Origin of the sequence: Rugamonas apoptosis, from assembly GCF_014042355.1 — a bacterium.
Taxonomy (GTDB): Bacteria; Pseudomonadota; Gammaproteobacteria; order Burkholderiales; family Burkholderiaceae_D; genus Rugamonas; species Rugamonas apoptosis.
In genome coordinates, this window is sequence record NZ_JACEZU010000001.1 from 715,755 (window position 1) to 737,727 (window position 21,973).

General features: G+C 65.1%; 15 protein-coding genes and 3 tRNA genes. 11 read left to right on the forward strand and 7 right to left on the reverse strand.

Going from position 1 to position 21,973, the window contains the following annotated elements:
* The first annotated feature begins 267 nt into the window (after positions 1-267).
* From H3H39_RS03220 to ahpF, 5 genes are all read left to right on the forward strand, one after another.
* Positions 268-1,695: an Ig-like domain-containing protein gene (locus H3H39_RS03220; RefSeq protein ID WP_182151791.1), complete on the forward strand. Its 1,428-nt coding sequence runs from the start codon at positions 268-270 to the stop codon at positions 1,693-1,695.
* A gap of 199 nt (positions 1,696-1,894) precedes the next feature.
* Entirely contained in the window at positions 1,895-4,777 is a 2,883-nt protein-coding gene (locus H3H39_RS03225; protein ID WP_311196840.1) for an EAL domain-containing protein, read from the forward strand.
* 61 nt (positions 4,778-4,838) lie between these two features.
* On the forward strand, positions 4,839-6,050 hold the full coding sequence (locus H3H39_RS03230; RefSeq protein WP_182151968.1) for an MFS transporter: 1,212 nt from the start codon (positions 4,839-4,841) through the stop codon (positions 6,048-6,050).
* Between the two features lie 355 nt (positions 6,051-6,405).
* A complete protein-coding gene (gene ahpC / locus H3H39_RS03235) occupies positions 6,406-6,969 on the forward strand; it encodes an alkyl hydroperoxide reductase subunit C (protein WP_182151793.1) in 564 nt (187 codons plus the stop codon).
* A 104-nt stretch (positions 6,970-7,073) separates the two neighbouring features.
* On the forward strand, positions 7,074-8,633 hold the full coding sequence (ahpF, locus tag H3H39_RS03240) for an alkyl hydroperoxide reductase subunit F (RefSeq protein WP_182151794.1): 1,560 nt from the start codon (positions 7,074-7,076) through the stop codon (positions 8,631-8,633).
* A 134-nt stretch (positions 8,634-8,767) separates the two neighbouring features.
* On the opposite strand, the gene H3H39_RS03245 is transcribed toward ahpF, so the two are convergent.
* The 4 genes from H3H39_RS03245 to H3H39_RS03260 form a co-directional block, all read right to left on the reverse strand.
* A tRNA-Asp gene (locus H3H39_RS03245) sits at positions 8,768-8,844 on the reverse strand.
* A 73-nt stretch (positions 8,845-8,917) separates the two neighbouring features.
* Positions 8,918-8,994 (reverse strand) — tRNA-Asp (locus H3H39_RS03250).
* 24 nt (positions 8,995-9,018) lie between these two features.
* Positions 9,019-9,094: transfer RNA gene (locus H3H39_RS03255), tRNA-Val, on the reverse strand.
* A 112-nt stretch (positions 9,095-9,206) separates the two neighbouring features.
* Complete coding sequence (locus tag H3H39_RS03260) at positions 9,207-10,040, reverse strand: substrate-binding periplasmic protein (protein WP_182151795.1); 834 nt, start codon at positions 10,038-10,040, stop codon at positions 9,207-9,209.
* A 214-nt stretch (positions 10,041-10,254) separates the two neighbouring features.
* Here H3H39_RS03260 and dinB point away from each other — a divergent pair, with 214 nt between their 5' ends.
* The gene (gene dinB, locus H3H39_RS03265; protein WP_182151796.1) at positions 10,255-11,406 is read left to right on the forward strand and encodes a DNA polymerase IV; all 1,152 of its coding nucleotides are present in this window, start codon (positions 10,255-10,257) and stop codon (positions 11,404-11,406) included.
* Positions 11,407-11,469: 63 nt separating this feature from the next.
* On the forward strand, positions 11,470-12,366 hold the full coding sequence (locus H3H39_RS03270; RefSeq protein ID WP_182151797.1) for a recombination-associated protein RdgC: 897 nt from the start codon (positions 11,470-11,472) through the stop codon (positions 12,364-12,366).
* Positions 12,367-12,448: 82 nt separating this feature from the next.
* Here the strand turns inward: H3H39_RS03270 and H3H39_RS03275 are convergent, their stop codons facing one another.
* Positions 12,449-12,934, reverse strand: a complete 486-nt coding sequence (locus tag H3H39_RS03275) for an asparaginase domain-containing protein (protein WP_182151798.1) — start codon at positions 12,932-12,934, stop codon at positions 12,449-12,451.
* Positions 12,935-13,116: 182 nt separating this feature from the next.
* Between H3H39_RS03275 and H3H39_RS03280 the strand changes: the two genes are divergently transcribed.
* Positions 13,117-13,872 (forward strand): L-asparaginase, encoded by a 756-nt coding sequence (locus H3H39_RS03280; RefSeq protein ID WP_182151799.1) that lies wholly within the window; start codon positions 13,117-13,119, stop codon positions 13,870-13,872.
* A gap of 21 nt (positions 13,873-13,893) precedes the next feature.
* On the opposite strand, the gene H3H39_RS03285 is transcribed toward H3H39_RS03280, so the two are convergent.
* Positions 13,894-14,895 (reverse strand): D-2-hydroxyacid dehydrogenase family protein, encoded by a 1,002-nt coding sequence (locus tag H3H39_RS03285; protein WP_182151800.1) that lies wholly within the window; start codon positions 14,893-14,895, stop codon positions 13,894-13,896.
* Between the two features lie 374 nt (positions 14,896-15,269).
* On the opposite strand from H3H39_RS03285, the gene H3H39_RS03290 reads away from it, so the two are divergent.
* The 3 genes from H3H39_RS03290 to H3H39_RS03300 all read left to right on the forward strand — a co-directional run bounded on the left by H3H39_RS03290 (position 15,270) and on the right by H3H39_RS03300 (position 18,725).
* On the forward strand, positions 15,270-17,123 hold the full coding sequence (locus H3H39_RS03290; RefSeq protein WP_182151801.1) for a phosphoenolpyruvate carboxykinase (GTP): 1,854 nt from the start codon (positions 15,270-15,272) through the stop codon (positions 17,121-17,123).
* Between the two features lie 181 nt (positions 17,124-17,304).
* Positions 17,305-17,919, forward strand: coding sequence for a TetR/AcrR family transcriptional regulator (locus H3H39_RS03295; RefSeq protein WP_182151802.1), 615 nt, complete (start codon positions 17,305-17,307; stop codon positions 17,917-17,919).
* 194 nt (positions 17,920-18,113) lie between these two features.
* Positions 18,114-18,725, forward strand: a complete 612-nt coding sequence (locus tag H3H39_RS03300) for a 2-hydroxychromene-2-carboxylate isomerase (protein ID WP_182151803.1) — start codon at positions 18,114-18,116, stop codon at positions 18,723-18,725.
* 111 nt (positions 18,726-18,836) lie between these two features.
* Here H3H39_RS03300 and uvrA read toward each other — a convergent pair whose 3' ends face one another.
* On the reverse strand, positions 18,837-21,689 hold the full coding sequence (uvrA, locus tag H3H39_RS03305) for an excinuclease ABC subunit UvrA (RefSeq protein WP_182151804.1): 2,853 nt from the start codon (positions 21,687-21,689) through the stop codon (positions 18,837-18,839).
* Between the last annotated feature and the right edge of the window lie 284 nt (positions 21,690-21,973).

The window sequence follows — 21,973 nt, forward strand, 5'->3', positions numbered from 1 at the left end:
CCGCCCGTCACCCGCGGCGCGCCCACCGGCCGGCGCCCACCTGTCGCGACGACAGGCGGGCGCCGGTTTTTTTTTCTTATAATTCCGAAAAGAAATGTTGCGAATGGCCGCAATCCGTCCATTTACGTGGATAATTCAGGCTTGCTCGGACGATGGCCGGCCGGCGCCGCCGGCTACACTGGCTGCATGCTGGCGCGGCTTGCGCGTGGTGCGCGCCTCGCACGCCCTGGACCGGTGCGGCCCCTCTTTGTGAAGAAATGGAAGACCATGAAAGCTACCTTTAAATTGTCGCCCCTGTTACTGGTACCGCTGCTGGCCGTGCTGACCGCCTGCGGCGGCGGTGGCGGCGGCGCCAGCACCACGCCATCCACCACGCCGACCGTGGTGTCGATCGCCATCACGCCGGCCAGTCCCACCATCGCCATCGGCACCAGCCTGCCGCTGACCGCCACCGCCACCTACTCGGATTCCAGCACCAAGGACTTGACCAAGAGCGTGACCTGGAGCGCCAAGGGCACCCTGGTGACCGTGTTTTCCAGCGGCCAGATCACCGGCAAGGCGGTCGGCACCGACACCATCACGGCCACTTACACCCAGACCTCGGGCAACGTGGCCGGCAGCACCGACGTGACCGTCAAGGCGCCGTGGACCACGGTGGTGGCCGGCGGCAACCAGACCTTCGCCCGCAAGGCCGACGGCAGCTTGTACGGCTGGGGCCTGAACAACCGGGGCCAGTTGGGCGACACCACCACCACCGACCGCCAGACCCCGACCCTGGTGACGGGCAGTGTGCTGACGTGGAAACAGGTGGCGGTGGGTGAACAGTTCACCATCGCGTTGCGCACCGACGGTACGCTGTGGGCCTGGGGCTTCAACCAGAACGGCCAGCTGGGCGACGGCACCACGGTCGACAAGGCCACCCCGGTCAAGGTCGGCACGGCCAGCGACTGGACCTATGTGGCGGCCGGCAAGGCCCATGCGCTGGCCGTCAACAAGGCCGGCGTACTGTGGGGCTGGGGCCGCAACTTCAATGGCCAGTTGGGCGACGGCGGCAATATCGACAAATTGGTGCCGACCAAGATCACCATGGCCACTCCCATCCTCTGGCTCAAGGTGGCGGCTGGCGCCACCCACAGCCTGGGTTTGGCCACGGATGGCTCGCTCTATGCGTGGGGCGGCAACCTGAATGGTCAGGTTGGCAATAACAGTAGCGGCACGGATGTGTTGGCGCCTTACCGCGTGGGCAGTTCGACCTGGACCGCCGTGTCGGCCGGCGACACGCACTCGATCGCGATCCGCGCCGACGGGGCCCTGTTCGCCTGGGGCGGTAACAGTTTCGGCCAGGTGGGCAACAATGGCTCGCTCGATGTGATGGCGCCGGCCCAGATCACCACCGCCATCAATTGGGCCGTGGTGTCGGCCGGCGGCAGCCATACGTTGGCGGTGCGCACCGACGGCACCTTGTGGGGCTGGGGCGCCAACGGCGACGGCCAACTGGGTGACGGTCTGGGACTGGATACGAACAGCCCGAACCAGATCGGCGTGGCCACCACCTGGAGCAGCGTGAGCGCCGGCGCCAGCCACAGCTTCGGTTTGCGGACCGACAGCACCCTGTGGGGCTGGGGCCGCAACGTGGAAGGCCAGCTGGGCAACGGCAAAACCGTGTCGGCGCCCATGCCCATCAACCTGCCCTGACGGGCTGGCGGGGGCCGAAGCAGGCGGCGGGCGCGAGCCCAGCCGCCTTTTTTTTTTTACGCCATCGCCGGCCCCGCCGGACGCACTATTTTGTCGTAAAGCAACGACACGGCATGCGTGGCGGTGGCGGGACGGGCTACAATCTGCGGGCATGCCCGTGCCCGCATGCATGCCCATCACCCTGCCACTGGAATCCGCCGTGCCCGACTTGTCCGCCCGCCTTGCCGCCCGCTGCCGCCGCGCCGTCCGTCACCTGGTACGGGGGCGCTGGCTGTTGCTGGGCTGGGCCTGGCTGGCCATGGCCGCGGCGCCGGCCCACGCGCTCGACACCGTCACGCTGCAGCTCAAGCACCTGCACCAGTTCCAGTTCGCCGGCTATTACGCGGCGCTGGAGCAGGGGTACTACCGCGAGGCGGGGCTGGACGTGCAAATCCGCGAGGGCAACGACAGCAACGAGCCGGAGCGGGCCGTGCTCACCGGCCAGGCCAACTATGGCGTGGGCGCCAGCAGCCTGTTGCTGGCGCGCCTGGCCGGCAAGCCGGTGGTGGTGCTGGGCGTGATCTTCCAGCATTCGCCGTATGCGCTGGCGATGCGCCAGAGCGGCGCCGAGCCGGACCTGCGCCGCATCGTCGGCAAGCGCGCCATGATCGGTTCGCTCACCGATGAGATGAGCAACGCCGACGAACTGCTGGCCTACCTGAAGCAGGAAGGGATACCGGTCGGCAGCTTCCAGCGCGTCGAGCACAGCTTCAACCCGGACGACCTGGTGTCGGGCAAGGTGGACGCCTTGTCGATCTACACCACCAACGAGCCCGATATTTTCGACCGGCTCGGTTTCCCTTATGACATTTACAGCCCGCGCGCGGCCGGCATCGATTTTTACGGCGACAACCTGTTTACCAGCGAGGCCGAACTGGCGGCCCATCCGCAGCGGGTCAAGGCGTTCCGCGCCGCCAGCATGCGCGGCTGGCAGTACGCCATGAGCCACCAGGAGGAGATCGCCGACCTTATCCTCAACAAGTATTCGCGCCGCAACGACCGCCAGCACTTGCTGTACGAGGCGCGCCAGATGGTGCCGCTGGTGCAGCCGGTGCTGGTCGAGATCGGCTACATGAACCCGGAGCGCTGGCGCCATATCGCCGACGTGTACGCGGGGCTGGGCATGCTGCCGGCCCACGCCAGCTTCGACGGCTTCATGTACCAGGCCGGCGAGAACGGCACCCGCTTGCGCTGGCTATACCGGGTGCTGGGCGCGGCGGCGCTGCTGCTGGTGCTGGGCCTGGCCGTGCACTTCTCGCTGCTGGCGCGCGAACGCCAGCGGGCCGAGGAAACCATCCGCAAGGGCGAGCTGCGGTTCCGCACCATGTTCGAAAAAGCGCCCATGGGCATCGCCCTGATCGATTCGCTCACCGGCCGCTTCAGCGAGATCAACCCGCGCTACCTGGAAATCGCCGGCCGCTCGCAGCAAGAGATGGTGGCCAGCCGCTGGTACGACATCTGCCACCCGGACGACGTGGCGCCGGAACAGTTGCAGATGGAGCAGCTCAACGCCGGGCGCATCGCCGGCTACAAGCTGTCCAAGCGGCTGCTGCGGCCGGACGGCACGGTGGTGTGGGTGGACGCCTCGATCGCCTCGGTGGCCGCGATCGACACGGCCGACCGCGGCCACCCGCACCACCTGTGCATGATCGAGGACGTGACGGACAAGAAGGAGACCGAGGCGTTGGTGTGGCAGCAGGCCAATTTCGACGCCCTGACCCAGCTGCCCAACCGGCGCATGTTCCACGACCGGCTGGCGCACGCCATCCTCAAGAGCCAGCGCGACGGCGGCCGCATCGCGGTGCTGTTCATCGACCTCGACCACTTCAAGGAAGTCAACGATACGCTGGGCCACCACCAGGGCGACGTGCTGCTGGTCGATGCGGCGCACCGCATCAGCGCCTGCGTGCGCAAGTCCGACACGGTGGCGCGCCTGGGCGGCGACGAATTCACCGTGATCCTGTCCGGGGTGGACGAGGCGGGCCGGGTCGACAGCATCGCCCAGCACATCCTCGGCAGCCTGCGGGCCCCATTCCAGCTGGGCGAGGAGCAAGCGTTCGTGTCGGCCTCGATCGGCATCACACTGTACCCGGACGACGCGCGCGACATCGACAGCCTGCTCAAGCACGCCGACCAGGCCATGTACGCGGCCAAGGGCGGCGGGCGCAACCGCTTCAGCTATTTCACGCCGACCTTGCAGGTGGCCGCGCTCAACCGCATGCGCCTGACCAACGACTTGCGCGGCGCGCTCAAGGGCGGCCAGCTGGCGCTGTACTTCCAGCCCATCGTGCACCTGCGCACGGGGCGCATCCACAAGGCCGAGGCGCTGATCCGCTGGAACCACCCGCAGCGCGGCATGGTCAGTCCGCTGGAATTCATCCCGCTGGCCGAGGCCAGCGGCCTGATCATCGAGATCGGCTCCTGGGTGCTGCGTGAATCGGTGCAATGGGTACGGCGCTGGCGCAGCGAACACCATCCCGAATTCCAGGTCAGCGTCAACCAGTCGCCGCTGGAATTCCAGCGCGAGGATGGCTCCTACCAGGCCTGGCTGGGCGAATTGCAGGCGCTGGACTTGCCGGGCCAGTCGGTGGTGGTGGAGATCACGGAAGGCTTGCTGCTCGACGCCAACAGCGCCGTCAGCAACAAGCTGCTGCAGTTGCGCGACGCCGGGATCCAGGTCGCGCTGGACGATTTCGGCACCGGCTATTCCTCGCTGTCCTACCTCAAGAAGTTCGACATCGATTATCTCAAGATCGACCGCAGCTTCACCCGCAACCTGGCGCCTGAATCGAGCGACATGGCGTTGTCGGACGCCATCATCGTCATGGCCCACAAGCTGGGCCTGCGGGTGATCGCGGAAGGGGTGGAAACGGCCGAGCAGCGCGAGTTGCTGCTGGCGGCCGGCTGCGACTATGGCCAGGGCTACCTGTTCGCCCGCCCCATGCCGGCCGACCAGTTCGACGCGCTGCTCAAGGCGCAGGCACACGAGCAGGCCCAGCAGCAAGCGCTGGCGCATGCGCGCGAACCCCGCAGCCATGCCTGAACCCGGGCGGTGTGCGCCATAAAGCAGTAAGATTGCTTTTTTGCACACGCCCCCTACGCCGATGCCCGATACGCCCGCCGCCACCGTGACCGCAGAGCTGGTCGCGTCCGACGCTGCCATCCGCCGCCGCTCCCTGTTGGCCGCCTGCAGCGCCCACGCCATCCATGACGGCCTGACTGACCTCATCTACGTGCTGCTGCCGATCTGGCAAACCCAATTCGCCCTCAGCTACGCGGTGGTGGGCCTGTTACGGGGCGCCTACTCAGGCATGATGGCCGGTTTTCAGCTGCTGGCCAGCCGGCTGGCGCGGCGCTGGGGACGCGAGCGCATGCTGGTGGGCGGCACGGCGCTGGCCGGCGTGGCCTACCTGATCGTGGGCCAGGCCAGCGGCATCGCCGTGCTGCTGCTGGCGTTGCTGCTGGGCGGCCTGGGCGCCAGCACCCAGCACCCGCTGGCGTCGTCCATGGTCACCGACAGTCACGAGGCTGGTGGTGGCGTCAAGCAGGCGCTGGCCCAGTACAACTTCGCCGGCGACATCGGCAAGACCTTGATCCCGGGGCTGGTGGGGCTGATGCTGGTGGTGCTCAGCTGGCAGGCCAGCGTCACGCTGATGGGCTTGCTTGGCCTGGGCGCGGCCGCGCTATTGTGGTGGCTGATCCCGGCGGCGCCCGTGGGCGCCGCGCACGCGCGCACGGCGGCGGCCACCGCTTCCCGGCCGGGCTCGACCGGCGGACTGCGCGCGCTGCTGCTGACGGGCGTGCTGGACAGCGCCGTGCGCATGGGTTTTCTCACCTTCCTGCCCTTCCTGTTGAAAAGCAAGGGCGCCGGCACGGCCGGCATCGGCCTGGCGTTGTCGCTGCTGTTCGTGGGCGGCGCGTTCGGCAAGCTGTTTTGCGGCTACCTGGGGGCACGCATCGGCATGATGAAAACCGTGTGGATCACCGAGTCGCTCACCGCGCTACTGATGGTGCTGGCCGTGTGGCTGCCGCAGGCGGGCGTGCTGGCCTTGCTGCCGTTGCTGGGGCTGGCGCTGAACGGCACCTCGTCCGTGCTGTATGGCACGGTGCCGGAACTGGCCGCGCCCGGCAAGCGCGAGCAAGCGTTCGCCTTGTTCTACACCGGCACCATCGGCGGTGGCGCCCTCTCGCCGATACTATTCGGCCGCCTGGGCGACGTGGCCGGCGTGCCCGTCGCGCTGATGGCGCTGGCCGCCATTTTGCTGCTGACCTTGCCGTTGGCGTGGCGCGTGAACCGGGCGCTGGATAACACCTAAGAGTCGGTGTCAGGTCTGTCATTCGGACTCAGGGATAATCCCTTTGAGTTTAATCAATCGACGTAGTTGTCACATGTGGTAGGTCTTGCATTGTCACTCTTATCACAATAAAAAACACTCGCCTTGAGGAATCTCAAAGATATGCGGCGACTGTCCGAATGACAGACCTGACACCGAATTTCCCTTGGCGCGCCGGGCCGCGCCATCCTGGCGTGGAACGGGGATAATAGCGTTTCTATATGTTTAATCGATAGTCAAAATATATTGAATGTATTGCGACAATCAATTTTGCATATGGATCAAAAGACTTTACACTGACGTCTCATTGATTCACAACCTTCACGAGGAAACCACAATGTCTCTGATCAACACCCAAGTAAAACCATTCAAGGCCACCGCTTACCACAACGGCAAATTCGTTGACCTGACGGAAGCGTCCCTGAAAGGCAAGTGGTCGGTATTCGTGTTCTACCCAGCCGACTTCACCTTCGTCTGCCCAACCGAACTGGAAGACCTGGCCAACAACTACGCTGAATTCGCCAAGCTGGGCGTGGAAGTGTACGGCATCTCGACCGATACCCACTTCGCCCACAAAGCCTGGCACGACACCTCGGACGCCATCAAGAAAGTCCAGTACCCACTGGTGGGCGACCCGACCGGCCTGCTGGCCCGTAACTTCGAAGTGATGATCGAGGAAGAAGGCCTGGCCCTGCGCGGCACCTTCGTGATCAATCCTGAAGGCCAGATCAAGGTGCTGGAAGTGCACGACAACGGCATCGGCCGCGACGCCACCGAACTGCTGCGCAAGGTCAAGGCCGCCCAGTACGTCGCTTCGCACCCAGGTGAAGTGTGCCCGGCCAAATGGACCGAAGGCGCCGCCACCCTGAAGCCTTCGCTGGACCTGGTTGGCAAGATCTAAGCATAGCTGCATGAACCTGCTGGTTCACACACAGTAGTACCGCGATGCCGGTCCGGGCGTCCGGCCCGGCATACGCCTCAAGTTTTGAGTAAGGAAGAAAAATCATGTTAGATGCAGACCTGAAATCCCAGTTGAAAGCCTATTTGGAAAAGGTGGTGCAACCGATCGAACTGGTCGCATCTCTCGATGACAGCGCGGCCGCGCGCGACATGCGCCAGCTGCTGCTCGATATCGTGTCGCTGAGCGACAAGATCACGCTGGCCGAACGGCACGATGAGCACGTCCGCAAGCCTTCGTTCAGCATCAACCGCCCCGGCACCGACATTGGCGTACGTTTCGCCGGCGTGCCCATGGGCCATGAATTCACTTCGCTGGTGCTGGCGCTGCTGCAAGTGGGCGGCCACACCATCCGCCTGGACGACGCCGTGATCGAGCAGGTGCGCCAGCTGGACGGCGATTTCAACTTCGAGACCTTCATCTCGCTGTCCTGCCACAATTGCCCGGAAGTGGTGCAGGCCCTGAACGCGATGGCCGTCATCAACCCGCGTATCAAGGTCACCACCATCGATGGCGGCGTGTTCCCGCAGGAAGTGGAGACGCGCCAGATCATGGCTGTACCCATGATGTTCCTGAACGGTGAACACTTCGGCCAGGGCCGTACCAGCGTGGAGGAAATCCTCGCCAAGCTGGATAAGAATGCCGGCGCCCGCCAGGCGGCCGAGTTGAACAAGAAGGACGTGTTCGATGTGCTGATCGTCGGCGGCGGTCCGGCCGGCGCGGCGGCCGCCATCTACGCGGCCCGCAAGGGCATCAAGACGGGCGTGCTGGCCGACCGCTTCGGCGGCCAGGTGCTCGATACGCTGTCGATCGAAAATTTCGTGTCGATCAAGGAAACGGAAGGGCCCAAGTTCGCCGTGGCGCTGGAGCAGCACGTCAAGCACTATGAAGTGGACATCATGAACACCCAGCGCGCCACCAAGCTGCTGCCGGGCAAGCTGATCGAAGTGCAGACCGAGAGCGGCGCCACCTTGCGCAGCAAGTCGGTGATCGTGGCCACCGGCGCGCGCTGGCGCGAAGTGAATGTGCCCGGCGAGAAGGAATACCGCAACCATGGCGTGGCCTACTGCCCGCACTGCGACGGCCCGCTGTTCAAGGGCAAGCGCGTGGCCGTGATCGGCGGTGGCAATTCCGGCGTGGAAGCGGCCATCGACCTGGCCGGCATCGTGTCGCATGTGACGCTGCTGGAGTTCGGCGCGGAACTGCGGGCCGATGCCGTGTTGCAGCGTAAGCTGCGCAGCCTGGCCAATGTGACGGTGATCGTGTCGGCCCAGACCACGGAGATCCACGGCGACGGCAAGAAGGTCAATGGCCTGAGCTATACGGACCGCGTGTCCGGTGCGCCGCAACGGGTGGAACTGGAAGGGGTGTTCGTGCAGATCGGCCTGGTGCCGAACACGGAATGGCTGAAGGAGACGGTGACCCTGTCGCGCCACGGTGAAATCGAAGTCGACGCGCGTGGCCAGACTTCCGTGCCGGGCGTGTTCGCGGCCGGCGACGTGACCACGGTGCCGTTCAAGCAGATCGTGATCGCCGTCGGCGAAGGGGCCAAGGCCGCTCTGTCCGCTTTCGATCACCTGATCCGTTCCGACGACAGCGCCGCCTGACAGGCCGCCAGCAGCAACAGGCGGGAAGCAATAGCCGGGGCGTCACACCATGCGCATGGTGTGACGCCCCGGTTTGTTTATTCTGGCGGCGGAAATGAATAAGGGCCCGACATGATCGGGCCCTTAAGGGATGTTGGCGGAGCGGACGGGACTCGAACCCGCGACCCCCGGCGTGACAGGCCGGTATTCTAACCAACTGAACTACCGCTCCAAACTGCGGCGTCGGTATACGACGTTTTGTTACTCTGTGTGCGAATAACCCATGGGGGTCATCTGCGAAATGTTGGCGGAGCGGACGGGACTCGAACCCGCGACCCCCGGCGTGACAGGCCGGTATTCTAACCAACTGAACTACCACTCCAAATCGTCGATGTCTTCAGGTGCATGGTGGGTGCTGAGAGGCTCGAACTCCCGACCTACGCCTTGTAAGGGCGCCGCTCTACCAACTGAGCTAAGCACCCATGCTCGCTTGAAAACACGCAGCCAATATTGCAACTGCTGAACGAGGCCGTATTCTACAAGCAGGGCCGCGCGTTCCGCAAGGCTTTTCGCAAATAATTGCAGGCCGGCCCGCTAGCGTTCGTAATTGTCGAGAATGTCGCGCATGCCGCCGGCGAAGATCTGTTTGCTCGCCTCGGCGCCGAGACTGCGCCCGTAGATAGCCTGGACCGTGCCGTCGGCCACCATGGCGCGCAAGCTGGCATGGAAGGCTGAGCGCAGTTCGGGCGCCAGGTTGGCGCGCGAGGCGTAGGCGCCGACGATGCCGCGCGGCCAATCGGACAATTCGTAGCGCGCCAGGCCCGCCTCCGCGCCCAGGCGCTGGCTGTGCCAACGGTGGATCATCATAGGCGCCAGCGTGCCGTCGGCGCGGCCGGCCTGGATCTTGCGGAACACGGTATCGAAATCGTTCACATATTCGAGCCGGCCCGCTAGTTGCAGCCGCTCCAGCTGGCGCTGCACGGTGGGCGGATAGTGTATGCCGCGCGTGATGTTGAGCCGGCCCGTATCCCGCTCGACGAACTCGGCGAGGCTGGCGTAAGCACTATCGGCCCGGTGCTTGAGCACCAGTTCAAAGCGGGTGTAGGCGTAGGGCATCCACAGGCCGATCCGGTCGCGCCCGGCATCAGGCAGGGAACTCATCACTATGTCCACGTGGTTGGCGCTGAATTCGGCGAACAGCCGGCTCCGCGGATACCAGGCGAACTGGAAGCGGCAACCGGTGCGCCGGCCCAGTTCCTCGACCAGGTCCACGGCCGTGCCCCGGTAATGGCCATCCTGGCGGTAGGAAGCATAGCCGAGGTCACTCAAGCCGACCCGGGTGACGGGCGGGCAGACGTAGGCGGCCGCAGGCGCCACAGGGGCGGCCAGGGTCAGAGCCAGGGCCAACAGCGGTGGGCGAACAAGCATGGCAAGACGGTGGTCGATAGAACCCCAGTGTAGCACCGCCGCGCCGCGGCCAAGTTCCATTCCGCACGGAAAGTTTCACCGGCGGGGCTGGCCGGCGGCGGCTGTTGCATAAAAGTGATGGGGCCGGGCCGGGTCCCCCTTGCGGACCAGCCCGTTTGCGGTAATACTGTATGTATTCACAGTATCCGGCCCATGATGGCCACCCGCCACCACCATGACAGCGCGCGCGCGGCGCATTGCCCACCTCGATATGGATGCGTTTTACGCGTCCGTGGAATTGCTCCACTATCCGGACTTGCGGGGCCAGGCCGTCGTCATCGGCGGCGGCCGCGACAGCCAGCCCCAGGTGCTGCCCGACGGCAGCCGCCGCTACGCCCATTTGCGCGACTACGTGGGCCGGGGCGTGATCACCACCGCCACCTACGAGGCGCGGGCGCTGGGCGTCGGTTCCGCCATGGGCATGATGAAGGCCGCCAGGCTGGCGCCGGACGCGGTGCTGTTGCCCGTCAATTTCGACCGCTACCGGCATTTTTCGCGGCTGTTCAAGGCGGCCGTGGCGGCCATTGCACCGGAAATCGAGGACCGCGGCATCGACGAGATCTACATCGACCTGACCGACGTGGAGGGGGAGACAGTCGCGCTGGCGTCGCGCATCAAGCAGGCCGTGCGCGACGCCACCGGCCTCAGTTGTTCGATCGGCGTCACGCCCAACAAGCTGCTGTCGAAAATCTGCTCCGACCTGGACAAGCCGGATGGCCTGACCGTGCTGGACTACGACGACATCCCGGCCCGCATCTGGCCGCTGGCGGTGCGCAAGATCAATGGCGTCGGCCCCAAGGCCACCGACAAGCTGGCCGCGCTGGGCATCGCCACCATCGGCCAACTGGCCGCCGCCGATCCCGGCCTGCTGCAACAGCACTTCGGCCACCACTACGCGGGCTGGCTGGCCGACGCCGCGCACGGGGTCGACACGCGCGCGGTGGCCACCAGTTCCGAAACCAAATCCATCAGCCGCGAAACCACCTTCGAGCGCGACCTGCACGCGCGCCAGGACCGGGCCGCGCTGTCGTCCATCCTCACGGCCCTGTGCGACCGGCTGGCCGAGGACTTGCGGCGCAAGGGTTATGTGAGCCGCACCATCAGCATCAAGCTGCGTTTCGACGACTTCCAGATCGTCAGCCGCAACGTCACCGTGCCGCAAGCCGTGGACGACGCGACCGCCATCCTGCACGCGGCGCGCGCCGGCCTGAAGCGGGTGGGACTGGAACGGCGCTTGCGGCTGCTGGGGGTGCGGGCCAGCACGCTGGAGCCGCGCGGCGCGGCACCGCTGGCGCCCCGTCCGGTGCAGGGCGAGTTGTTTCAATAAGGCGCGCCGCGAGCGTGTAAAATGTCGTTCCCCTGGCAACACTGAAACAAGGCAAATACACTTATGTGGTTCAAGAATCTTCAGATTTACCGTCTGCCCGCCCCTTGGGCGTACACCCCGGAACAACTGGAAGCAGCGCTGGCGCCCCATTCCTTCGTGCCTGCCAGCAGCAACGAACTGCTGCGCCAGGGTTGGGACACGCCCCGTCCGAACGGCGGTCTGGTCCATGTGGTCAACAAGCAGATGCTGATCCTGCTGGGCACGGAAAAGAAACTGCTGCCTTCCACCGTCATCAACCAGGTGGCCAAGGCCCGTGCGGCCGAGATGGAAGAGGCGCAAGGTTTCGCGCCCGGCAAGAAAGCCATGAAGGAATTGAAGGAGCGCGTGGCCGATGAACTGCTGCCGCGCGCCTTCTCCATCCGCAGCAATGTGTGGACCTGGATCGACCCCGTCAACGGTTGGCTGGTGGTGGACGCGGCCAGCCCGGCCAAGGCCGACGAAGTGATCAAGCTGCTGCTCAAGGCGGTCGATAAATTGCCGCTGGAAAGCCTGCGCGTGCAGCGCTCGCCGGTGGGCGTGATGACGGAATGGCTGCAGGCGGACGACGCCCCATCCGGTTTCACGGTCGACATGGATACGGAATTGCGCGCCACGGGCGAGAGCAAGGCCGCCGTGCGCTACGTGCGCCACACGCTGGAAGCGGACGAAGTGCGGCGCCACATCGCCGCCGGCAAGCAGTGCACCCGCCTGGCCATGACGTGGGACAGCAAGATCTCGTTCGTGCTGACGGAATCGCTGGCCATCAAGGGCGTCAAGCCGCTGGATGTGATCAGCGAGAAGGAATCGTCGACCCGCAACGATGATGAGCGCTTCGACGGCGACTTCATGCTGATGACGGGCGAACTGAGCAAGCTGCTGGCCGACGTGGTCGAAGCGCTGGGCGGCGAAGCCAAAGCCTAAGCCACACGCCGCCAACCCCGGGGTCAGGTCATGCCATCGCGCAATTTGCGTGTGGGCATGACCTGACCCCGGTTTTTTGCATTTAGAGCGGCTGGAACACGCCGGCCGCGCGGTTTTTCTGTACGTTGTCCCAGGCGAAGATCTGGCCGTTCATGGCCACGTACACGCCCGGCGCCAGCGTCTGGGCCACGCCGCAGGCGAAGCCCAGGTTGAACAGGGCGTCGGAATTGGCGATCTCGTAGGGGATCATGGCGCCCGTCAGCACGATGGTCTGGCCCAGCTTGGCCGGGCCCAGCACGGCGGCCGTCTGCGGCATGGTGTCGGTGCCGTGGATGATGACGATGGCGCGCTCGCTGGCGGCCTGGCAGGCGGCCAGGATGCGGGCGCGGTCGGCGTCCACCATGTCGAGCGAATCCATCAGCGGCAATTGCTCCAACGCCACCGGCACCGTCAGGCGGCAGCGCGCCAGCAGGGCCGGCACGTGGCTGTCGCCAAAGCCCAGCTTGCCGTTGAGTTCATCGTAGTGTTTGTCGAAAGTGCCGCCGGTGGCGAGGATGCGCAAGGTCATGGTGGGAGAAATCCTCTACAGTGAAGTGAGGCGCATGATAGCAAAGAACTAGCAAGAAACGCGCGCTGACCGGGCCTGCCATGACCCGCGCCCCGGTCCGCCGCGCACCGTCACGGGGCACTGGAAAGTTGGGCATACTGTGACTACACTGGATACTTTGTTTGCCCCTGGCTGCCCCCGTCATGAAAACCCTCGCTCCCGGCACCGTCATCTTCCACCGTCACCGTGGCTACGGCGTGATCACGGCCGTCAACCTGCTGACGGGCTGGATCAGCGCCCGTTTCGGCAGTGAAAGCCGGACCCTGGACTTGAACCTGTCCACCGACGAGGTGCAGTTCGCCGATGGCGAGGCCATCCTGTTCAGGCGCGCCGCGCCCGACCGCATGCCGCACGCGCGCCTGATGGCGGTGGTGCGCGCGCTGCACCAGGCCGGCTATCAGCGGCTGTACCTGTATTCCTGGCCCAAGCCGTCCGGCCTGCATTGGCGCTGGCATCTGTTCACCGGCCAGCGCGACTGGATGCAGCGCTCCTGGCGCGAAGGCTGGTATGGTTCGGGCGCCGACTACAACGTCAATCCCGTGATGGGCTGGGGCGATACGCCGGGCGCCACCACGGACGAGCTGATCCACGCGCTGGCCCGTTTTGATCCGCAAGGGCTGGCGCAAGCGCTGGGCCGCGACGAGGACCACACGGCCTGGTTCGCCGCCGTGTGCACCGCCTTGTTGCCCGGTTATATGTACAGCCTGGACATGCAGCGCCCGGCCGGTGGCGCGCTGCAGGACATGCCGCCGGTGCCGGTGGTGCCGGTGCGGGCCACGCTGCCGCCTTACACGGGGCCGGCGCTGCCGTGGCCGCCCGGCTGGGCCGGCTTGTGGAGCCAGGTCCACGCGCTGCCCGCGCCCGCCATCAATCTGACGGGCCTGCCGGAAATCCGCTAGCCCGCCAGCCCGCCATTGGCCTCAGTCCGCCCGCAGGTGCTGGCGGTAGTCCGGGTTGAGGATTGTCTCGCAAGTACCTGCCGCGAAATCGACCACGTTCTGGAACGCATGGCGGAAGTACAGCTCGTAGCTGTCGCGCTCCACATAGCCCAGGTGTGGCGTGGCCAGCACCACCGGCATGCGCAGCAGCGGATGGCTGGCCGGCAGCGGTTCGTCCGTAAACACGTCGAGCGCCGCGGCGCCGGGCCGGCCCTGGGGCAGGGCCCGTTCCAGCGCCTCCGGCTGCACCAGTTCGGCGCGGCTGGTGTTGACGAACAGGGCGCTGGGCTTCATGCGCGCCAGGTCCTCGGCCGTGACGATGCCGCGGGTGGCGTCGTTCAGGCGCAAATGCAGGCTCAGCACGTCGGCCTGCTCGAAGAACGCTTCCCGGCTGCCGGCCGCTTCATTGCCATCGCGCACGGCCGCCTCGCGGCTGGCCTGGCTGCCCCACACCAGCACCCGCATCCCGAACGCGCGGCCATAGCCGGCCAGCAACTGGCCGATCTTGCCGTAACCCCAGATCGCCAGCGTGCGGCCCTTGAGCACCGTGCCCACCGTGTTCAGGGCCGGGTTGATGGAGGCGGTCTGCCACAGCCCATCCTTGAGGTTGCTGGCATAGGGCACGATCTTGCGGGTGGCGGCCATGATCAGGGTCCACGTCAGTTCGGCCGGCGCCGTGGGCGAACCCACGCCTTCGGCGATGGCGATGCCGCGTTCGGTGGCGGCCGCCACGTCGACGTGGCCGGACACCTTGCCGGTCTGGGAAATCAGCTTCAGGTTGGGCAGCTTGGCCAGCAGTGCCCGGTTCAACTCGGTGCGTTCGCGGATCAGCACCAGCGCGTCGAACGGCGCCAGGCGGATCGCCAGCTGGCCCAATCCGCGCGCCGTATTGTTGAAGACTTTGACATCATGACCGTCCAGGAGCTTGAAGCAACCCAAACTAGGCGTAGCATTCTGGTAATCGTCGAGAATTGCGATTTTCATGGGAGTAGACAGATTTTGGGGTGGATTTCGTAGCGAAATAACAGGTTTAGGGATTTCCGGAATAGCTTACTACTTTACTCAACAATTACTCCTACATTTTTGTCGGAAAGCGAGGTGGACAGGTGTACAATCGCCCACTTATTTTCGGGCCCGACCAGCGAGCCCGCGCAATACGTTCCATCAGCCCAGGCACATGATTGGGCTGCGTGTCCCGCCGGCGCGGGGCACGCGACATGACCGCCGACTCCGCCGGAACCTGGCCAACCATCGCCACGGCTTCCAGGCGCAAGGCGCGCGCCACCAGCGCGCGCGGCTGACGACGATCCTGCCTGCCGGGACTAGACCAGAATTCTTTTATTGGCATTGGAGGTACTATGAATCAGCCCGTTATGGGTGGCGTTGCAGCATTGAACGTCCCAGCTTACATCAAGCAGCAAAAACTGATCAATTGGGTGGCCGATGTGGCCGCCTTGACCAAACCGGATCGTATCTACTGGTGCGACGGTACGCAAGAGGAATACGACCGCCTGTGCGCCGAGATGGTGGCCGCCGGCACCATGAAGCGCCTGAGCCAGGACAAGCGTCCGAACTCCTACCTGGCCTGCTCCGACCCGACCGACGTGGCGCGTGTGGAAGACCGCACCTTCATCTGCTCGGCCACCAAGGAAGACGCCGGCCCCACCAACAACTGGATGGAACCGGCCGAGATGCGCGGCACCCTGAACGGCCTGTTCGATGGCTGCATGGCCGGCCGTATCATGTATGTGGTGCCGTTCTCGATGGGCCCGCTGGGTTCGCCGATCGCCCACATCGGCGTGGAACTGTCCGACTCGCCTTACGTGGCCGTCAACATGAAAGTGATGACCCGCATGGGCCGCGCCGTGTACGACGTGCTGGGCGAAGACGGCGCCTTCGTGCCGTGCGTGCACAGCGTAGGCGCACCGCTCAAGGCTGGCCAGAAGGATGTGGCGTGGCCATGCAACGCCACCAAATACATCGTGCACTTCCCTGAAACGCGCGAAATCTGGTCGTTCGGCTCCGGCTACGGCGGCAACGCGCTGCTGGGCAAGAAATGCTTCGCGCTGCGCATCGCCTCCAACATGGGCCACAAGGAAGCCAAGGCCGGCGGCAAGGGCTGGCTGGCTGAACACATGCTGATCCTGGGCGTGGAATCGCCGGAAGGCAAGAAGCACTACGTGGCGGCCGCCTTCCCATCGGCTTGCGGCAAGACCAACTTCTCGATGATGATCCCGCCAGCCACCTTCAATGGCTGGAAAGTGACCACCATCGGCGACGACATCGCCTGGATCAAACCGGGCGCCGACGGCCGCCTGTACGCCATCAACCCGGAAGCGGGTTACTTCGGCGTGGCGCCTGGCACCAACACCAAGACCAACTCGAACTGCATGGCCTGCCTGAACGAGAACACCATCTTCACCAACGTCGCGCTGACCGACGACGGCGACGTGTGGTGGGAAGGCTTGACCAAGGAAGCGCCGGCGCACCTGATCGACTGGCAGGGCAAGGACTGGACGCCGGCCTCCGGCACCAAGGCCGCCCACCCGAACGCCCGCTTCACCGTGGCCTCGACCCAGAACCCCGTGATCGACCCGGCCTGGGACGATCCAGCCGGCGTGCCGATCTCGGCCTTCATCTTCGGTGGCCGCCGTTCCACCACCGTGCCGCTGGTGACGGAAGCCCGTAACTGGATCGAAGGCGTGTACATGGCCGCCACCATGGGTTCCGAAACCACCGCCGCCGCCGCTGGCCAGATGGGCGTGGTACGCCGCGATCCGTTCGCCATGCTGCCGTTCATGGGCTACAACATGAGCGACTACTTCCAGCACTGGCTGGACATGGGCGCCAAGCTGGGCGCGGCCGCACCGAAGATCTACTGCGTCAACTGGTTCCGCACCGACGAGCAGGGCCACTTCGTGTGGCCTGGCTTCGGCGACAACATGCGCGTGCTGAAGTGGATGCTGGAACGTCTGGAAGGCCAGGCGGGCGGCGTGGAAAACCTGTTCGGTACCACCCCACGCTTCGGCGACATCCACTGGGACGGCCTGCCGTTCTCGGCGGAAGAGTTCGAGATGATCACCTCGATCGACAAGGATGCCTGGCGCGCCGAGCTGAAACTGCACGCCGAACTGTTCGAGAAGCTGGCCTACCATCTGCCGCAGGAACTGAAGGACAACATGGCCAAGCTGGAGCAACGCCTGAACGGCTGAGCCAGCATCTGACCCGGCGGCCCCGCGCCGCCCGCCAAGCGCGCCCCAGTGGCGCGCTTTTTTTATCAACATCTCGAAATCGGGGACGTAACTCCATTTTTCTAATTTGCAAAATGGTGTTGCGTCCCAGATTTTGCGTCTCCGGCTTCAAATTTCGCACAGGTGTGCTAAACTTGCTTGCATGGATACCCTGACCGCCAAGAGCGAAGCCACCTATGCCGCCATCATTGCCGCCGCCGCCGCCATGGCGGCCGCCGAAGGCATCGGCAAGCTGTCGCTGGGCGAGATCGCCAAGCGCACCGGCATCAGCAAGAGCGGCGTGTTTTCCCGCGTCGGTTCGCTGGAGGCGTTGCAGGAGGCGGTGCTTGATGAGTACGATCGCCGCTTCGCGGCCGCCATCGTCCTGCCCACGCTGCAACTGCCGCGCGGCTTGCCCCGCCTGACGGCCCAGGTTGGCAACTGGATGCGCCGCGTCTGTGACGGCGTGGTGCTCCATTCCTGCCTGTACACGGCTGGCGCGTTCGAGTTCGACGACCAGCCCGGCCCGCTGCGCGACCGTCTGGCCAAGGGCGCGCAGGCATGGCGCGCGTCGCTGCGCAAGACCATAGGCCAGGCCATGGAAGCGGGCCAGCTGCGGCCCGATACCGACCCTGAACAGCTGGTGTATGAGATCTACAGCCTGATCGTGGGCTTGCTGCACGATAGCCGTTTCCTGCACGATGACACGGCGCAGCGCCACGCGCAGCGCGCTTTCAACCGGCTGATTTCCACCTACAAGAGTTTCAACGAGGTGTAGCCGGCGGACCGGGGGCGTGCGCCCCGGCCATTTTTCGCTTTAATTTCGCACATGTGTGCGAAAAAGGAGGCTGACATGAGTATCTTGCTGTTGCTTGTCCCCGTGGCGCTCTACCTGGCCTGGCCTTCCGGCCTGGTGGCCTTGCTGCGTTCCCTGCCCGATAGTAACGACGACTTTTTTCCAGGAGTCTGACCATGAGCCGTGATATCGCGTTCTACTTTGACTTTGTGTCGCCGTATGCCTATCTGGCGGCGAGCCGCATCGAGCGGCTGGCCGCCGCCCACGGGCGCCAAGTGCGCTGGCAGCCCGTGTTGATGACGGTGTTGAGCAAGGCGGCCGGCACCCAGCTGACGCCATTCGTGCCCATGAAATGGGATTATGTGCGGCGCGACGTGGCGCGCAGCGCGCGGCTGGCGGGCATCCCCTTTCACTGGCCGCCCGGCTTCCCGAAGTTGTTGCTGGCGCCGGGCCGGGCCATGACGTGGCTGGCCACTACCCATGGCGAGGACACGGCCGCCGCGTTCGCCCGCACCTGCCTCACCGCCTATTTCGGCGATGGCGTGGACATCGAAGACCGGGAAGTGCTGGCCGGGATCGCCGCCCGCCTGGGCGTGGAACGGGCTGCGTTGCTGGCCGCGCTGGAGGACGAGGCCGTCAAAGCCGCGTTCAGGCAGGCCAGCGAGGACGCGATCGCCCAGGGCGTGTTCGGCGTGCCGTTCATGATCGTGGACGGCGAGCCGTTCTGGGGCTTCGACCGGCTCGACCAGCTGGAGTTGGTGTTGCGCGGAACGCGCGAGGCGGCCTGAGCTGTTTTTCAGGCTGGCGACCCGATGCCGCCTGCCTGGGGACAGACCCCGCGACCGGCGACCTGGATCGGGGCCGGTGGCGCCGATTCCGGGTGTGTCCCTGCCAGCCGCTTATTTGCTCTTGAGCAGCGGCTGCAGATACTTGCCCGTCACGCTGGCCGGGTTGGCGGCCACGTCTTCCGGGGTGCCGCTGGCGATGATCTGGCCACCGCCGGCGCCGCCTTCCGGCCCCAGGTCCACGATCCAGTCCGCTGTCTTGATGACGTCCAGGTTGTGCTCGATGATGACCAGCGTGTTGCCCTGGTCGCGCAGGCGGTGGATCACTTTCAGCAGCAGGTCGATGTCGTGGAAGTGCAGGCCCGTGGTCGGTTCGTCCAGGATGTACAGGGTGCGGCCCGTGTCGCGCTTGGACAGTTCCAGCGACAGCTTGACGCGCTGCGCCTCGCCACCGGACAAGGTGGTGGCGCTCTGGCCCAGCTTGATGTAACCGAGGCCCACGTCCAGCAGCGTGTGCAGCTTGCGCGCGATCAGCGGCACCGGCTTGAAGAATTCGTGCGCATCCTCCACCGTCATGTCGAGGATTTCCGTGATGCTCTTGCCCTTGTAATGCACTTCCAGCGTTTCGCGGTTGTAGCGCTTGCCGTGGCAGACGTCGCACGGCACGTACACGTCCGGCAGGAAGTGCATCTCGACCTTGATCACGCCATCGCCCTGGCACGCCTCGCAGCGGCCGCCCTTGACGTTGAACGAGAAGCGGCCCGCGCTGTAGCCGCGTTCCTTGGCCATCGGCACGGTGGCGAACAGGTCGCGGATGGGCGTGAACAGGCCCGTGTAGGTGGCCGGGTTGGAACGGGGCGTGCGGCCGATCGGCGCCTGGTCAACGGCGATCACCTTGTCGAAATGCTCCAGGCCACTGATGCTGTCGTGCGGCGACGGCTCCGTCTGCGAGCCGTACAGGTGGCGCGACAGGGCCGGATACAGCGTGTCGTTGATCAGCGACGATTTGCCGGAGCCGGACACGCCCGTCACGCATGTCATCAAGCCCACGGGCAGGTTGAGCGTGGCGCTTTTCAAGTTGTTGCCGGTGGCGCCAGTGATGACCAGCTGGCGGTCCGGGTCGGCCGCGTGGCGCTTGGCCGGCACGGCGATCTTGAGCGTGCCGTTCAGGTACTGGGCCGTCAGCGACTGTTTGTTTTTCAGGATGTCCTTCAACGTGCCTTGGGCGATCACGTCGCCGCCGTGCACGCCGGCGCCCTTGCCCATGTCGACGATGAAGTCGGCCGTGCGGATGGCATCCTCATCGTGCTCGACCACCAGCACGCTGTTGCCGATATCGCGCAAGTGCTTGAGGGTGTCGATCAGGCGGTCGTTGTCGCGCTGGTGCAGGCCGATGGACGGCTCATCGAGCACGTACATCACGCCCGTCAGGCCGGAGCCGATCTGCGACGCCAGGCGGATGCGCTGGGCTTCGCCGCCGGACAGGGTGTCGGCGCTGCGGTCCAGCGACAGGTAATCGAGGCCCACGTTGTTGAGGAACTTCAGGCGCGACACGATTTCCTTGATCACGCGGTCGGCGATATCCTTCTTGGCGCCCTTCAGTTTCAATTGCTCGAAGAACGACAGCGTATCGCGCAGCGGTTTTTCCGCGATCTCGTAGATGGCTTTTTCCTGCTTACCGGTGCCGACCTTGACGTAGCGCGCCTCCACCCGCAACCGCGCGCCGTGGCAGGAAGGGCATTTCTTCTCGTTGATGAACTTGGCCAGCTCTTCCTTGACGGCCATGGAATCCGTCTCCCGGTAGCGCCGCGCCAGGTTGGTGACCACGCCTTCGAAGGTGTGCTCCTTGATCACCGTGCGGCCGCGCTCGTTGACGTAGGCGAACGGGATCTGCTGCTTGCCCGAACCGTGCAGGATCACTTGCTGGGCCGCCGCCGGCAATTGCTCGAACGGCAGGTCGAGGTCGAACTCGTAAAAGGCCGCCAGGTTGGAGAGCATCTGGAAATAGAACTGGTTGCGGCGGTCCCAGCCCTTGACGGCGCCCGACGCCAGCGACAGGTTGGGGAAGGCGACGATGCGCTTGGGGTCGAAGAATTCGATGTGGCCCAGGCCGTCGCACTCGGGACAGGCGCCCATGGGATTATTGAACGAGAACAGGCGCGGTTCCAGTTCCTGCAGCGAGTAGCCGCACACATTGCAGGCGAACTTGTTGGAATAGACGTGCTCGTGGCCGGTGTCCATTTCCAGCGCCACGGCGCGGCCGTCGGCCAGCCGCAGCGCCGTCTCGAAACTTTCCGCCAGCCGCTGCTTGAGCTCGGCGTTGACCTTGATCCGGTCCACCACCACGTCGATGGTGTGCTTTTCCGTCTTCTTCAGCTTGGGCAGGCTGTCCACTTCATGGATCTTGGCGTCGTGGGTGCCGCTCTGCACCCGGAAACGGACGAAGCCCTGGGCCTGCATCTGCTCGAACAGGTCGGCGTGCTCGCCCTTGCGGTTGGCCACCACGGGTGCCAGGATCATCAGCTTGGTGCCTTCGGGCATGGCCAGCACGGCGTCCACCATTTGCGACACGGACTGGGCCGCCAGCGGATTTTCAGGGTGGTCGGGGCAGTAGGGCGTGCCCACGCGCGCATACAGCAGGCGCAGGTAGTCGTGGATTTCCGTCACCGTGCCCACGGTCGAGCGCGGGTTGTGGGAAGTGGCTTTCTGTTCGATCGAGATGGCGGGCGACAAGCCTTCGATCAAGTCCACGTCCGGCTTTTCCATCAGTTGCAGGAACTGGCGCGCGTAGGCCGACAGCGATTCCACGTAGCGGCGCTGGCCCTCAGCGTACAGGGTGTCGAACGCGAGCGAGGATTTGCCCGAGCCGGACAGGCCGGTGATCACGATCAGCTGGTTGCGCGGCAGGTCGAGATTGATGTTCTTGAGGTTGTGCGTGCGTGCGCCGCGGATGCGGATCTGTTCCATGTCGAGGCTTGCTTTCAGTAGTGTGGTGCGGGCCGGCGCGCGTCCGGACCGGGACTAACGGGTCAACCTAGTACTATAGCCGGGTTTCCGTCCGCGTGTCGGCAGGCGCCGACGGCCGGGCCGGCGCGTCATTCGCGGCGCGATTGATACAGCGCTAAAGGTTGAGTATTAAATACTGTATATAATAACAGTATCAGCCTCGCTTGTTTCACAGGCAATACGAAAAAGTTGCTCCCCAGCGGGCTGGCCGGGGCCGCGCGAATTGCTTGGCCTCCGGTTGGCGG